Raw genomic sequence first — 14,441 nt, 5'->3', positions numbered from 1 at the left:
AAATCGTTATCCGACAATTCTTTTCACGACAACATGCCCACGCGGGAAGCCCGAATACTGGACGTGGCCCCCCGGGGTGGGCGCCTCAATGACCTTCGTCGAGGACACCGCCATCTGCACATGCTCCGGCCCTCTGCTCGAGAAATTGGAAAACACCAGATCACCGGCCCGCACCTCAGCGCGATCCACCGTCATACCTTTGTGAATCATGTCGTAGGTCATGCGCGGCAACTGAACCCCCGCGTGCCGGTAGGCGTCCATCACCAACCCGGAGCAGTCGTATTGGCGCGGCCCTGTCGCGCCCCACACGTACGGATCACCCAACTTGGTCTCGGCGAACTGCACCGCCCGCAGCGCCGTCCCACTGCCACCGCCGCCCAGAAGCGAAGCGCCCGACTGCTCACCCGGCCCCCCGTTCTCACCGCCGCCGCGACTCAGGCTGCCCATCAGTGACGCCGGTATCCCCGACGCCAAGCCGCTCAACCCGCTCAGGCCGCCGCCACCGCCGCCGCCCGACATCAAGCCGCCCAGCCCGGACAGGGGCATACCGCCGCCCATCCCACCTGCACCCAGACCGCGATAGCCCGCCGCCAGCTGACGCATCCGCATCGCCAACAGCCGGTTTTCGGCCGTGGTCTGATCCAACTGACGCTGCATCGCGGCCAAATGATCATCCATGGCCGCCATAATCAACTTCGCCCCCGCCGGCGAACGACCCATCCCCGCGGTCGCAGCACCCACCGCGCGGGCCTGATCCCGAATCAACCCCGACCCGGCGCGGCCCTGCGCACCAACCTCACCACCTTGGGCCACCGCCTGCCCCGAGTCCCCGTCAAGACCATCCGCACCGGCCTGCGCCTGCTGATACGCCCCACCGGCGGCCCGAGCCCCACCCGTCAAACCGCTGTCGCCATCCGGGGCCTCCGGCACCGGCACCCGACCCCCAGCGGCGAACACCTGCCCACCACCCGGCCCCCCGGCCGGGAACAACTCATGACCGCGACTCAGCAGCCGATCAACCCCAGCCACGAACGCCGCAACACTCACCCACCAAAATTAACCCGAGCAAATCCCCCCGGCCACAGCCACGCAAAATTCGCAGCATCCTCGTACATCGTTGTGGTGGTGGTGGTCAAACTCCGGCGATGCTGCGATACAACGCCGTCGCCCTGGGCAACTGACTCTGGATCTCGTTCAAATAGCCCCTACGTCCGTGCGCCACTGCCGCCTCAGCCGACGAATCGCCCGGGCGCTGCTGTAACCAGAAGATCGACTTCCAAATGTCCGGTGACGACGGACCGCCATGGTGGGCCAGCCGATCGAAAAATCCCGAAATCGCCGTGTTGGGATTATTGCGGCCCGGATAACCCGAGTCTTGCTGGAAAATGCTTCTCCACAACCCATTCGGACTCACAGCCCGAGGACGCAACCCGCTTTCTTGCATCGCCGTAGACAAGATCGCGATCGTCTGGTGCGGCGAGTAGCCGCGCCGGCGAGCCTCATGGATGATCGCTGCAGCCACTTCACGCGGAGACGAATCCTGCGTCAACCCGCCCAGCGCAGTCCCCACATCGCCGCGCGGCGCCGCTTCCTCGCTCCGCGGCCCCCGGCCCCCGCGGACCGATCCCACCAAACGGCTCCACCCTCCAGGCACGCTCCCCAAGCCGCTTAACCCGCTCAGGCCGCCGCCACCGCCGCCGCCCGACATCAAGCCGCCCAGCCCGGACAGGGGCATACCGCCGCCCATCCCACCTGCACCCAGACCGCGATAGCCCGCCGCCAGCTGACGCATCCGCATCGCCAACAGCCGGTTTTCGGCCGTGGTCTGATCCAACTGACGCTGCATCGCGGCCAAATGATCATCCATGGCCGCCATGATCAACTTCGCGCCCGCCGGCGAACGACCCATCCCCGCGGTCGCAGCACCCACCGCGCGGGCCTGATCCCGAATCAACCCCGACCCGGCGCGGCCCTGCGCACCAACCTCACCACCTTGGGCTACCGCCTGCCCCGAGTCCCCGTCAAGACCATCCGCACCGGCCTGCGCCTGCTGATACGCCCCACCGGCGGCCCGAGCCCCACCCGTCAAACCGCTGTGGCCATCCGGGGCCTCCGGCACCGGCACCCGACCCCCAGCGGCGAACACCTGCCCACCACCCGGCCCCCCGGCCGGGAACAACTCATGACCGCGACTCAGCAGCCGATCAACCCCAGCCACGAACGCCGCAACACTCACCCACCAAAATTAACCCGAGCAAATCCCCCCGGCCACAGCCACGCACCGCCAGTTCGGGCCGGTTTAGCGGCCGCCCTGCGGAATCGTCGGCGGCCCGGACGGGCCATACGGCTTATACGGCTCCGGCATCAAATCCCCGTGCCACAAGAAAATCCCCGAGCCCGGCACATACTCACTCCACCCATACGGCGGCAACTCACCCCCACCCGGCGGATAGACCTTCGCCCCCGGGAAAGCCGACTGCGGCACCCACACACCAGAATTCGGGCCCAACTGGACATAAGGATCAGGGTTGCCGTGCTCGTCGTAAACCGTCGCGGGACCATAGCGCCCCGGCGGAAGGACCTGGTAGCCGGGAATCTCGTCAGATCTGACGAAATAGTGCGGAACCTGATCCGGATCTTTCGTCCTGTCGTAAATGTCCACCCACGGCGGCGAATGGGGATAGTTCGGCGGACCCATCCCGCCCACGCCAGCCCCGTAAGGCTCATGATGCTTGTCGCCTGGCTTCCACTTATCCGATGAGTCCAGCGGCGCCGCCGGCGGTGAGTCCTTCGCGCCGTCAGTCAAGGTGTGATAGCCGGCGGCGGTTTGGCGCAATCCCGCCGAGATGGCCTGGTACTGGGTTTTGGTGGTCTGCAGCTGGTCCTGCATCGCCGCCAAATGTTGATCCATCGTCGCCATCAGCAGGTGCGCACCCGCTGGCGTGCGAGCCATCGGCAACAGCGCGGCCGCGCTGGTACGGGCCTGATCGCGAATCAACCCCGACGCCTCCCGGCCCTGGGCCCCGATCTGCGCGCCTTCCTCGGCGCTTTGCGCCAGCTCCCCATCCAGGCCCGCCGCCCCACTGCGAGCCTGCTGATAAGAACCGGCCGCGCGTACCACCCCGGCCCGCAAACCACTGCCACCCTCCGGAGAGCCCGGCACCGCAACATCACCCGAGCTCGGCAGTGCCCCGCCCGCACCCCCGGCCGGAAACAACTCATGCGCACGGCTCAGCAACCGATCAACCCCAGCCACAAACGCCGCAACACTCACCCCACAAAATTAACCCGGCACTACCCAGCCGGGCCACACCCACGCCGGCAAAGCGATCACCCGCGAAGTACCGGACACCGTCCACGGGGTACCATGTACCCATGGCTTTCAACGTGAAAGACGAAGAGGTCATCCGCTTCGCAGACGAGCTCGCCGCGCGCCTCCACCTCCCCAGCCGCATCGACGCCATCCGCTACGCCCTGCGAGCCCAGATCGAAGTCACCCAATCCCGCACCGCAAACCGCTCCGCAGAACTGCTCGACGTCCTCAAAACCGAGATCTGGCCACTACTGGACGACCGATCCCCAATCACCAAAACCGAACGCGAACAAGCCCTCGGATACGACACAGCAACGGGAGTTTGATCCTGATCATCGACTCTTCCGCGATCGTCGCCCTCATCCAGGGCGAGGACCCCTACACCGAACAGATCGCGGCCGCCATCGCCGCCGATCCCAGCCCCGTCATGTCCACGGCCAACGCAGCCGAATGCCTCATCGTTCTCACCAACCGACACGGCGCGACCGCGCGCACCGTCTTCGACCGCCTACGATCCGAAATCAACCTCGGCTTCCAGCCCTTCACCCTCGAACACGCGATCGCCGCCCACCGCGCCTACCTCCACTACGGAAAAGGCCGCCACCCCGCCGCCCTCAACTACGGCGACACCATGGCCTACGCCACCGCCAAACTCGCACACGAACCCCTCATCGCCATCGGCAACGACTTCACCCAAACCGACCTCGAATTCAACGGCGTCATCGGCTACTGGCCAGCGCCCTAACGGTCCCAACTAATTCATCTGCCCCGCGTGTTCGTACAGCTCGCGAGTCGAAACCTCGGCAGTTCGCCTGTGTAACAGCAAGACTCGTTGAGTCTCTATTTGGATCTCGCCAACGACGTCATCGGCGCCGATGTCACCGGCGGAACACCCGCTGCCGCCGCAGCACCCGCCGCTAAACCTCGCCCGAAGTCCATCCCCAGCGATGGCATCGGTGAGCCCTGCAACCCGGCGCACCCAGCCCCGTGGGTCCGTCAGATTAACGGTGTAAGCGGCATCTTCGGTTAAGTGGTTTCGCTGCCGGGCATGCGGTCGGCGAAGGTGATCGCGAAGGCGTTCAGGGCTGGTTTCCAGCGCATGGTCCATCGCTTCTGTCCGGTCCCGGTCGGGTCCAGCGACCGGGTGACCAAGTATAGGCACTTCAGCGCTGCCTGCTCGGTCGGAAAATGACCGCGGGCCCGGACGGCGCGGCGGTAGCGGGCGTTCAACGATTCAATAGCATTGGTCGAACAGATCACCTTCCTTATCTCAGTGTCGTAGTCCAGGAACGGAATGAACTCACTCCACGCGTTGCGCCACAATCGAATTGCTGCCGGATAGCGATTACCCCACTCGGCCTCGAACGCGTCCAGCGCTGCCGCTGCAGCCTCAGCGTTGACCGCGGTATAGATCGGCCGCAACGCCTTGGCAATGGCGTCGCGGTGCTGGCGCCCGGCATAGCGGAACGTCCCACGGATCAAATGGATGACACACGTCTGGACCACAGTGTCGGGGAACACCGCGCCCACCGATTGCGGTAAGCCTTTGAGCCCATCGCAGACCAGGAAGAAGATGTCGGCCACCCCGCGGTTCTTCAGCTCGGTGAGCACCGCCAGCCAGTATTTGACTCGCCATCGCCCTCGCCGGCCCACATGCCCAGCACGTCACGATGCCCGGCCAGGTCCACCCCGATCGCGGCGTAGATGGGCCTGGGGCCGACCTGGCCGTCGCGGATCTTGACGTGCAGGGCGTCGATGAACACCGCGGCGTACACGCGTTCCAGCGGGCGGGTGTGCCAGGCGGTCATCTCCTCGACCACGCGGTCGGTGATCCGACTGATCGTGTCCTTGGAGACTGCCGCGCCGTAGATGTGGGCGAAATGGGCGCTGATCTCACCGGTGGTCAGCCCGCGGGCATACAGCGACAACACCACCTCATCGACATCGGTCAAGCGGCGTTGACGCTTCTTGACGATCTCGGGTTCGAAGCTGCCGGCGCGGTCGCGCGGGACGTCGATCTCGATCTGCCCGCACGCATCGGTGAGCACGGTCTTGGCCCTGGTTCCGTTGCGGGAGTTGCCCGAGCCGTACCCGGCCGGATCGTGGCGGTCATAGCCCAGGTGCTCGGATAATTCCTCGTCCAGGGCGGTCTCGATGACCGTCTTGGTCATCGCCTTGAGCAGGCCGCCCGGGCCGGTCAGCGCCACGCCGGCCTCGCGGGCCTGGCGTACCAGCTCCCGGGCGACCTCGAGCTCGTCGACCTCACGGCTATCCGGGACTTCAATGGCCGCCGCAGCGGCCTCAACATCGAGATTCTGCGATGGCTCCACAGCCACGACAGTTTCGGTCATCATGCGACCTTTCCGGCCCCGACACACCGGGGCCGATCAGGCCGTTTACACCCTTACTGCGACAGTCCCTGCCCCGTGGGCGGGGTTGCGAGCTGTTGCGCAGTGAGTGCATTTAAGTGTGCGTTAGTGTCTTCTAATTGGTGTTGTGAATCTGGCGGATTGGGCGGAATCGGTTGGTGTGAACCGGCATACCGCTTATCGGTGGTTTCGGGAGGGGACGTTGCCGGTGCCCGCGGAGCGGGTTGGGCGGCTGATTCTGGTCAAGGCGGCAGCCTCGGTATCGGGTGCGGCGGCGACGGTGGTGGTGTATGCGCGGGTGTCCAGCCATGATCAGCGCTCGGATCTGGACCGTCAGGTGGCGCGGGTGACCGCGTGGGCCACGGAGCGTGATCTTGAGGTGGGCCAGGTGGTGTGCGAGGTCGGTTCCGGGCTGAATGGGAAGCGGCCCAAGCTGCGCCGCATCTTGTCGGACCCCGATGCGAGGGTGATCGTTGTGGAGCATCGGGATCGGCTGGCGCGTTTCGGGGTGGAACACCTGGAAGCGGCGTTGTCGGCGCAGGGCCGCCGGATCGTGGTCGCTGATCCGGGTGAGACCACCGATGATCTGGTGCGCGACATGATCGAGGTCCTGACCAGTATGTGTGCGCGGCTCTACGGCCGTCGTGGTGCGCGGAATCGGGCGATGCGTGCGGTGACGGCCACCAAGCGGGAGCCAGGGGCTGCGTGATGATCGTCGGGATGCGCACCTGTGGTCAGGCGGCGAAGGTGGCCGGGCTGACCGGTGGTGTGCAGTTGCCGGGGAAACCGAAACCCGATGGCAGCCAAACATTGTCACGTTATGTCGATGTGGGCGCGGATTTCGAGTCGCACCGTGCGGTGGTGGAATCGGTGTCTGTCTTGTTCAAGCTCTACGACGGGGACGCCGCCGGTTATGCGGTCAACGGTTCGCTGGGTGCGGAAGTGGCCTCTGGTTGGCTGGTGACCGCGGCGAAGTTCGAGGTGGAATGGCCAGCGGAGCCCGAGCGGGCGGCGTTGGTGCGGTCGCATTTCGGTGCTCGCCGCAAGGCGTTCAACTGGGGTCTGGGTCGGGTGAAGGCCGACCTCGACGCGAAATCGGCTGATCCGGAACATGAGTCGTTGGGCTGGGACCTCGGCGCGCTACGCAAAGCGTGGAATCTCGCTAAGCACGAGGTGGCGCCGTGGTGGGCCACTAACAGCAAGGAGTGTTACTCGGCAGGGTTGGCCGATCTGGCCCAGGCACTGAGCAACTGGAGCGCCAGCAAGAACGGGAGACGCCAGGGTCGGCGGGTGGGTTTCCCGCGGTTCGCCACGGCGCGACGCGATCCCGGCCGGGTCCGGTTCACCACCGGCACCATGCGGGTAGAGGATGACCGCCATAGCATCACGGTCCCGGTCATCAGCGCGCTGCGGTCCAAGGAGAACACCCGCCGCGTGCAACGTCATCTCGCATCGGGGCGCGCCCGCATCCTGAACATGACCCTGTCCCAGCGGTGGGGCCGGTTGTTCGTGTCGGTCGGCTATGCGCTGCGCACCCCGAGCGCGGGAAGAACGCCGACTCAGCCCACGGTGCGCGCCGGGGTGGATCTGGGGGTGCGCACGCTGGCCACCGTCGCCACGATCGACCCCGCCACCGGCGTCGAAACCGTTGTCGAGTATAAGAATCCGGCCCCGCTCAAGGCGACACTTGCCGCCCGCCGCAGGGCTGGTCGTGAACTTTCCCGCCGTATCCCCGGATCGCACGGTCATCGGGCAGCGAAAGCCAAGCTGACCCGATTGGATCGTCGGTGCGTGCATCTGCGGCGGGAAGCAGCCCACCAACTCACCACGCAGTTGGCGGGCACCTACGGCCAGGTCGTGATCGAAGATCTCGATGTGGCCGCGATGAAACGCAGTATGGGCCGGCGGGCGTTTCGCCGGTCTGTTTCTGATGCCGCAATGGGATTGGTCGCGCCGATGCTGGCCTACAAGACCACTCGGCACGGCAGCACCCTGATCGTGGCGGATCGCTGGTTCCCATCAAGCCAGCTCCACCACCGCTGCACCCACCCCAACGGCACCCCATGCCGCCTGGTCGGTAAGGGCCGGATCGACAAGCACCTCATCTGCCCGCAGACAGGTGAAATGGTCGACCGCGATAGAAATGCTGCTTTGAATCTCCGTGACTGGCCGGATTACGCCAGTTGTGGTCCAGTCGGGACCACGGCCCCATCGGTACCCGGGCCAACCGAATCGGTTGGTACAGGCCATGGCGCGGACACCGGATCAACCGGTGCCGGCGGAGCATCCGTAAGACCCCGCCCACGCGGGGCCGGACGCGGAGAGGCCAAAACCCCAACCCCGCAAGGGGACGCCGCATGAGTGCAACTCAAACACACTCAACGGCAACGGTCATACCGCCGGGAAGACGCGCGCGCGCACGCGCCCGAACCCTTCACCCTCGAACACGCGATCGACGCCCACAGCGCCTACCTCCACTACGGGAAGGGACGCCACCCCGCAGCCGTCAACTACGGCGACACCATGGCCTACGCCACTCGGCAACGACTTCACCCAAACTGACCTCGAATTCAACGGCGTTGTCGGCTACTGGCCAACGCCCTAACGGTCCCTCCTAGCACCACTGCCCCCACGGCCACGATGTCCACCAAAGGCGGCGATCACGGCTACGATCTCGGTATTCAATCCTCGATTAGGTCTTTGTAGGCCATCTCCCAGAACTGCCAAATCGGCATCGCTGCCGTGCGTCGATGCGCGTCCAACACGCGGCGCGTCTGCGCGTTGATCTGTTCACACGCTGTCTCGCTCAGCACGATCAGATCCGGATAAGCGGCCTCAATAGCTAACTTCTGGGAGGCGGCATCTTCCGGCGAAATTTGTTGTAGGCGTTCTTCTGTAGCCGCGCTGATTTCTGCGCGACGCTCCACGCACCGCTTCATGATCATCCTCACCCGCTCGCGCCCACGCGCCACCGCCCGGTTCATCCGCTCAGTTTCTTCGTGCTCGCGCTGGTGCTCGGCTATCACCTCGGCAATGTCGTCCAACAAGGCCGCCGTGTGCCTAGTACCGACCAGAACTGCTTCCAGCTCGGTCGGGTCCACTCTCCCGCACGCGACTATGCTGGCAGCAAATTGCTCATCGGACATCGGTGCCGGCTCACGTTGAAGAACCCCTAACCAACCGTTGAGCTTTGCCTGACGCCTCTTCCAATCGGCCACGGCGTCATAGTTATTGCGGATAGCGACATACTCCACCGCCGCTTCGAAAACTAGCAGCGCTTCATCGATCGGCCACTCGCTGCGTTTCTTTAGCCGCTTCAACTGCCGCGGCAAAGGCCGCGGCTCCGTCATCAACATGGTTATGGTGTCCGCTAAATCCGCTGCTGCGGAATAGCTTTCGTTCACCGCAGTGCCGGTTCCTTCAATGGCGCCCGTATACCGGCCACCCATGCTGCATACACTACGTTGAGTAGGTCGCCCCCATAACGGTCCCAGCACAAGAGAGCCTCTATCTGGCGGCACCGGATGAATTCTCGTGTGTAGCTGACCGTCTGGTCAGGGTTTTCTATTCCGTCCAGTCCCGGTCGCTGGCACGCCATCTGAACCAAAGCGTCTTCGTGTTCCTCGCCGAGCAGCGCCCACTCCTGGACTGTGGGCCAGCGCTCAGCGACGAGTGAGTGCGCCACGGACTGCGCAACCGGCGACAACGCCTCACCCGGAATACCAAATGCCAACTGGCGGATCAACTCTCGGCAGTAGTCACGCACCACCGACTCATCGGCCCCCATCAGATCCGCATATAAGGCGGCGTCCACGGTCTGCAGCCGATGGGCCCGCGACGCCAACAATTCCGCCGCCGCATTATCCGCCACGTCAGAGGGTTTCACGCCAGTGGCCACTTCCGGCGCCGGGTGCTCCCTCAAAAACTCAGAGGGCAGCGCCCACGACGTGGCCACCGCACTCACCGTGTCCCCGAACTCCCGGGCCGCCCGCACCGCTTTATCGGCCGGGTTGACCCAGCCGAACCAGCGCGCGTCAAAATCTGCATCGTGGCCACCGGCGATGGGCATCGTCTTGCGCAGGAACACCACTGGCGGGATGTAGGTCGCGCCGTCGTTCGTGGCAACCCAGTACGTCGGCATGCCCGAGGCGTTACGGCCAACGGCCACAGCCCAATCCAATCCAGGATCAGTTACTTTCGCCGCCCCAGCGAGTTCGGCGACAAGGCCCTTGGCCGTTTCCAAATCCGAATATGCGTCATCCTTGCGCACCGTCACCACATCACGCCGACCCGCCACCGGCATCAACCCGGTCCCAGGCCCGGGCGACCCACCTCCGGGCTCAGCCGGTATTGATGGGGCGGCAGGCGTCGAGCCGCCCGCCGACGGAGCGGCCGGCGGCGGGCCCTGCGGAGGAAGAACGGAACCGTACGAAGTCATGCCTCCTGCCGGCATACCCGCCGCCGGTGCCGGTGCAGGGGCGGAAGCGGCCGCCGCCGGCGCAGTAGACACAGGAGCCACCGCTGGCGCAGCCGACGTCGGAGCCGACTCGATCGGCGCCGCCAACGACGTCATCGGCGCCGACGTCACCGGCGGAACACCCCCTGCCGCCGCCGCGCCCGCCGCTAAACCTCGCCCGAAGTCCATCCCCAAGGACGGCATCGGCGAGCCCTGCAGCCCAGGCGCACCCAGCCCCGTGGGCGGGGCCATACCGCCCGGCAGACCGCCAAAACTACCCATCAACCCCTGCAACGGGCCCATAGGAAGCCCACCACCCGATCCCCCGCCAGGCATACTCGGCAAACTCGGCAACCCACTACCCATCAACGACGTCAACGGGTTATGACGCGGTGATCCAAACGGAGCATCCGACGAGGGCGCGTGTACGCGTCCCGATCCGCCTGGTGCAGGAGGTGCTGCACCGTCGTTGGGACCGTCTGATGAGGCATGAACTCGCCCACCCCCGGGCTGTCTCGGGGGACCCAGATCTGGCGTCCCTGGACCGTCAGTCGACGGGTCCTTATTGTCTGTACCATTGCCAGCTTGTTTGAATTTTGGGCCGCCGGGGCCGCCCTCTTTAAAGTGGTTGGTGAACTGAACGGTGTATTGGGTGGCGTAGCCCTGCAACTCAGTCGAATAGGCCTGGATCGTCGTTCGGTGCACACCGAGAATCACCGCTACCTGCGCCAGCGACTGCCCCGAGCCGCTTTTTAGGAAGGCCTCGGCCTCTTGATGCGCCTGCGTGTTCTGCTCGAACATGTGCTTCTTGGTGCTCGCCACATCGTCGGCGCCGCGCCTGATCAAACCGGAGGCAACGCGCGCGATCTCCGCCTGGAAATCCTTGATCGACGCCGCTTCAAAGTGGGCCGCGCGAGCAGCGTCCGCGCTCTCGCCCACCCATGACCCGCCGTCGAAGACGCCGTTCGCCGCCTGGCGGATTGTCGTCGCGCTGTCATCGTGCAGTTTGAAGTCATCAGCAAACTTGTCGGCGCCGGCGTTCATGGCGGTCTCAGAGTCTTCCGGCCACACATACGGTTGGAACAGAAACCGGACGAAGGCTCCCTGCGGCCGCGGATGATCACTGCCGACATGCGGTAGTGACGGCGGCTGAATTTTACCCACTGGCCCCCGGTTGACCGCCTTGAGCAGGCGCGCCGCCTGCTTGTTATTGCGTTCTGACCACCACGCGGGAAACTCGTCCCCGCCCGTACTTGTTAACTCCGCCATCCGAACGGGTTACCTCGGCAGCCCGCACACACCGACAAGCGCATTGATCGCATCGTTCGATATGTCGTTAAGGCGATTCACTTCAGGAGTTGGGGTATTCCCCATCGCCGCCGTCGTGGCCTCGAGCGTGGTCTGAATGTAGTTCCGTGCGGCTGAGGCGACGTCGGCAGGCAATGCCGGAACGAGCGCTGTTTGCACCGCCAATGCACTATTAACTGTGCGCAGCATGACGGGGATATTGACGGTCCCATTTACTCTGAGGCCGCCTTGTCCTTGCTGACCTTGAACCGATGTATCGAAAACTTGACACAAATGAGTTTTCGTCGCCGTCGCGTCGGCCGCGCTGACTTGCGGAGCGGGCGGCGCAGACGTTGATGCTGATGGTGCAGCGGACGGCCCGTCGGTGGAGCGGGCATCGTTGTGCGCTACCGCGAGCGTCACTATCGATCCCGTGGCAGCCGAGATCACGATCGCGAATAGCAGTCCGAGCGCGGCCCAGGGCCAAACCCGACGACGTGTTCTCTTCTGCGGGAATCCTGTTGGGAACGGAACTGCTGTCGGCGGCGGGGTCGCGCCAGGCCTAGGTGTAGGCGCTGGAGGTGGCGGCAGCGTCACCGATGGTGACCCTGTCCTCGACCAAGGTGATGAACTCATGCGCCGCTCCCCTGTCGTTACGTCGTGAGAATGCTTGAGTTGCCCGCTTCAGTGGTTTGAACTGTCGCGATGCTGAACTCTCGACTTGCGGTGTTCGCCGCCGCACGGCCGACTGCTTGGGCTTCACCTATCGCACGTCCCCCAATGGCCGCCCCGATCAAGGACGTCATGTAGCCACCGACGCACAGGCCTGGAAGGTCGCCGCTGGGCTGCTGAGCGGTAGCGGCGTCCGCGGCAGACAAGCCTGCCTCTGTTTCCGCCACATCCATCGTGAACTTGCCTGCTGACATAAACCGCATCTTACCGCCGGTGTCGCGGCTACACATCGCCTAACCAGCACGGATTCGCCCAGCGCCGCATGCTACGACTGCTTGCGCGGTTTGCGGACGCCTTGAGGGACGGGTGAGCTCGAACTATGACGACGATGAACCGCTATGCATAGTCGCCACCAGCTGGTCTGCTGCCGGTCCCACGATCTTGCCGCCATCGTTGGCCATCTGCTCGATATCAGGCCAAGAAGACATCCTCATGTAGTCGAAGTTTGCCCGCTGAACGGTATAAGTCGCGTTGATCGAAAGAGGTTCCAGCACAGCCGGAATGCGGTCGCCTTCCCGCAGTATCGCCGGGGCTTTTGCTACTGCGGGTAGCACCGTGGCCTCCCATGTCGATAGTTGCGTAATAGTCGGGTCGAAAACGGCTCCGTGATCGGGAAAGTGAATGATTTCGTGACCCGACCACGTCTGCAATGTTCCCTGCGCCAATGCGTGCCGCTTTAGTCGTGGCTGTCGGCTCCCTAACGAGAGTTCGTGGCCCTCGTGTGAGGCTTCCACCGTCACCGTCAGCGGTTCGGTCCGTATTCCTTCTTCACGCGCGATGACCCGGACAACCTTGCACGCCGCGAAGCACAACCCGGCGTTCAGCATTCGAATCTGCGGACAACGGGCTGCGAAATAACATGCAGCTAAACCCATGACAGCCCGTTCTCGCTCGCTGAAGTGCACTGATCCTGACCATCTCCCAAGTGCGAATTGCATGGTCCATCCTTGGAAAAACACTTCTAGTTGCTGATCGGAAAGCTCAATCACAGCCTGCACCTCGTTCTCCGCTCGCGCCTGCCGCGAGACCGCACGGTCGCTATCCCAGAGACCTTAGAGCCATGTTGTGACACGTGGTGGGATCGCTGCTCACCAGTGTTCAATGTTGGAGGAGATCGTTGATGAGTTCTTTTGAGCGCGTTGGTATCTCTGTATTTGGGAAGTACCGTTCGACGATCGCCCAGACCTCGGCGCGAGACGTGATATCGAGGTGGCCGAGCAGGAATTGCACGTCATCGCCGTCCCTGACGGCCCGAGCGGCCAGGACTTTCATCGCCAACAGATGCTGCGGTGGTGTCGCGGCGACTTGCAGGTAGGGATGGTCGAAGACGACGCTCCCCTGCCCGGGAGTTCGCGAGACGTAGCTTGCGGCCTGATTGTTCAGCCAGCTAGAGGGCCATCGCTGTTCGGCAGCGACTTCGCGGATCGCAGCGAGCATGGGTCCGTCAGGAGAAAACAGAGCGTCGATATCGCGTGTTGCGGTGCGGGTTTCGTCGTAGGCCAAGATCATCGCGGCGCCGCCGACCACGTGGACATGCCCGACAATACGGCGACGTTCCAGCTTCTGCGCCAAGGAGATGAAGGCGCGCCGCAGCTCGGTCTGATCGAATAGAGGCTCAGGCATTTTGCTCGCTCCATCGTGGGTGAGGTCGTAACGGTCCAGGTAGATCCCGCGGCGACGAAATGAGGCCGGGGTCCACAACATCGCGCGGGTGCGCGCAGACGGCAGAGGGGAAATCCACCACGGGGTGTTCAGGAAGCGCTCAGTTGTGATGCTCCACAGCGGTCCCGGCAGCCCGTAACTGCCGGCGAGGTGTTCGGCGATCGCCGCCAGTAACGCGTCATGGCGCGGGTCGCCGGTCAAAGGCGGGTCGTCGTTGATCAAAGACAGGGCGGCTGGCCCCGATTCGTCGGCGCCGCGGGTGAATTCGAAGAAGATCCGCAGCCGGGTGCGGTCGTCCGCGACGTCCCGGATTCCCTGGGCAGCGTCCGACAGGGTAAGAGCCTGGGTAGGTGCTGCCAGGTCCGTGCGCGCGCCCTGGCGGCGGCGCACTGCGCGAACATCTGCAGCGGGATATCCAGTAATGCGGTGGATGCCGCGGTTGGACAAGATGCTGCGCGCCCGCCCAGGGGTCACGCTCCAGTGCCGCGCTGCTTGGTCGACGGTCCACAGCTCCATATCGCCAACATACGCGCATCACGCACGGAAGTGAGCCAGGTTCTGCGTAGAGCGCATCTACCCCGGGTTAGTGACGACGGAGCAGCGGTTGAAGACGCAGTATTTC

The 14,441-nt window shown here is 64.5% G+C and carries 15 protein-coding genes and 1 pseudogene; 6 read left to right on the top strand and 10 right to left on the bottom strand.

Going from position 1 to position 14,441, the window contains the following annotated elements; all coding sequences use genetic code 11:
* Positions 1-6: 6 nt before the first annotated feature.
* The 3 genes from AWC17_RS15415 to AWC17_RS15405 form a co-directional block, all read right to left on the bottom strand.
* Positions 7-1,047 (bottom strand): C40 family peptidase, encoded by a 1,041-nt coding sequence (locus AWC17_RS15415; protein WP_023363502.1) that lies wholly within the window; start codon positions 1,045-1,047, stop codon positions 7-9.
* Between the two features lie 85 nt (positions 1,048-1,132).
* Entirely contained in the window at positions 1,133-2,236 is a 1,104-nt protein-coding gene (locus AWC17_RS15410; protein WP_051404593.1) for a hypothetical protein, read from the bottom strand.
* Between the two features lie 63 nt (positions 2,237-2,299).
* On the bottom strand, positions 2,300-3,274 hold the full coding sequence (locus AWC17_RS15405) for a hypothetical protein (protein WP_023363505.1): 975 nt from the start codon (positions 3,272-3,274) through the stop codon (positions 2,300-2,302).
* A gap of 101 nt (positions 3,275-3,375) precedes the next feature.
* Here AWC17_RS15405 and AWC17_RS15400 point away from each other — a divergent pair, with 101 nt between their 5' ends.
* Complete coding sequence (locus AWC17_RS15400; protein ID WP_007172349.1) at positions 3,376-3,639, top strand: type II toxin-antitoxin system VapB family antitoxin; 264 nt, start codon at positions 3,376-3,378, stop codon at positions 3,637-3,639.
* A 2-nt stretch (positions 3,640-3,641) separates the two neighbouring features.
* Positions 3,642-4,058, top strand: coding sequence for a type II toxin-antitoxin system VapC family toxin (locus tag AWC17_RS15395; protein ID WP_040624374.1), 417 nt, complete (start codon positions 3,642-3,644; stop codon positions 4,056-4,058).
* A 281-nt stretch (positions 4,059-4,339) separates the two neighbouring features.
* Here AWC17_RS15395 and AWC17_RS15390 read toward each other — a convergent pair.
* A pseudogene (locus tag AWC17_RS15390) lies at positions 4,340-5,667 on the bottom strand (IS256 family transposase).
* A 142-nt stretch (positions 5,668-5,809) separates the two neighbouring features.
* Here AWC17_RS15390 and AWC17_RS15385 point away from each other — a divergent pair.
* From AWC17_RS15385 to AWC17_RS34190, 3 genes are read left to right on the top strand one after another with little or no spacing between them, the layout of a single operon-like run.
* A complete protein-coding gene (locus AWC17_RS15385) occupies positions 5,810-6,391 on the top strand; it encodes an IS607 family transposase (protein WP_007172352.1) in 582 nt (193 codons plus the stop codon).
* The gene (gene tnpB, locus AWC17_RS15380; protein ID WP_040624340.1) at positions 6,391-8,043 is read left to right on the top strand and encodes an IS607 family element RNA-guided endonuclease TnpB; all 1,653 of its coding nucleotides are present in this window, start codon (positions 6,391-6,393) and stop codon (positions 8,041-8,043) included. Before AWC17_RS15385 ends, tnpB begins: the two co-directional genes overlap by 1 nt.
* Entirely contained in the window at positions 8,044-8,244 is a 201-nt protein-coding gene (locus AWC17_RS34190) for a type II toxin-antitoxin system VapC family toxin (RefSeq protein ID WP_023363509.1), read from the top strand.
* 119 nt (positions 8,245-8,363) lie between these two features.
* Here the strand turns inward: AWC17_RS34190 and AWC17_RS15370 are convergent, their stop codons facing one another.
* Both AWC17_RS15370 and AWC17_RS15365 read right to left on the bottom strand, forming a co-directional pair.
* Positions 8,364-9,086 (bottom strand): hypothetical protein, encoded by a 723-nt coding sequence (locus AWC17_RS15370; protein ID WP_023363510.1) that lies wholly within the window; start codon positions 9,084-9,086, stop codon positions 8,364-8,366.
* Positions 9,083-9,961, bottom strand: coding sequence for a hypothetical protein (locus AWC17_RS15365; RefSeq protein ID WP_040624341.1), 879 nt, complete (start codon positions 9,959-9,961; stop codon positions 9,083-9,085). The genes AWC17_RS15370 and AWC17_RS15365 overlap by 4 nt, the downstream gene beginning before the upstream one ends.
* Before the next feature lie 157 nt (positions 9,962-10,118).
* Here AWC17_RS15365 and AWC17_RS32080 point away from each other — a divergent pair, with 157 nt between their 5' ends.
* Entirely contained in the window at positions 10,119-10,526 is a 408-nt protein-coding gene (locus tag AWC17_RS32080; RefSeq protein WP_141224646.1) for a hypothetical protein, read from the top strand.
* A gap of 890 nt (positions 10,527-11,416) precedes the next feature.
* On the opposite strand, the gene AWC17_RS32075 is transcribed toward AWC17_RS32080, so the two are convergent.
* From AWC17_RS32075 to AWC17_RS15350, 4 genes are all read right to left on the bottom strand, one after another.
* A complete protein-coding gene (locus tag AWC17_RS32075) occupies positions 11,417-11,848 on the bottom strand; it encodes a hypothetical protein (protein WP_139315439.1) in 432 nt (143 codons plus the stop codon).
* A 230-nt stretch (positions 11,849-12,078) separates the two neighbouring features.
* Positions 12,079-12,351 (bottom strand): hypothetical protein, encoded by a 273-nt coding sequence (locus AWC17_RS15360; RefSeq protein WP_139315440.1) that lies wholly within the window; start codon positions 12,349-12,351, stop codon positions 12,079-12,081.
* A gap of 123 nt (positions 12,352-12,474) precedes the next feature.
* A complete protein-coding gene (locus AWC17_RS15355) occupies positions 12,475-13,146 on the bottom strand; it encodes a hypothetical protein (protein ID WP_139315441.1) in 672 nt (223 codons plus the stop codon).
* A gap of 109 nt (positions 13,147-13,255) precedes the next feature.
* Positions 13,256-14,335 carry a DUF6036 family nucleotidyltransferase gene (locus AWC17_RS15350; protein ID WP_007172361.1) on the bottom strand — a complete coding sequence of 360 codons (1,080 nt, stop codon included), beginning with the start codon at positions 14,333-14,335 and terminating at the stop codon, positions 13,256-13,258.
* Between the last annotated feature and the right edge of the window lie 106 nt (positions 14,336-14,441).

This window comes from Mycobacterium nebraskense (assembly GCF_002102255.1).
GTDB lineage: Bacteria > Actinomycetota > Actinomycetes > Mycobacteriales > Mycobacteriaceae > Mycobacterium > Mycobacterium nebraskense.
This window is presented reverse-complemented; position numbering and strand designations above follow the sequence as displayed.

Excerpts from the sequence above, each read along its gene's own strand:
- AWC17_RS15350 (WP_007172361.1), bottom strand. The coding sequence starts at position 14,335 with ATGGAGCTGTGGACCGTCGACCAAGCAGCGCGGCACTGGAGCGTGACC.
- AWC17_RS15360 (WP_139315440.1), bottom strand. The coding sequence starts at position 12,351 with ATGTCAGCAGGCAAGTTCACGATGGATGTGGCGGAAACAGAGGCAGGC.
- tnpB (WP_040624340.1), top strand. The coding sequence starts at position 6,391 with ATGATCGTCGGGATGCGCACCTGTGGTCAGGCGGCGAAGGTGGCCGGG.
- AWC17_RS15400 (WP_007172349.1), top strand. The coding sequence starts at position 3,376 with ATGGCTTTCAACGTGAAAGACGAAGAGGTCATCCGCTTCGCAGACGAG.
- AWC17_RS32080 (WP_141224646.1), top strand. The coding sequence starts at position 10,119 with ATGCCTCCTGCCGGCATACCCGCCGCCGGTGCCGGTGCAGGGGCGGAA.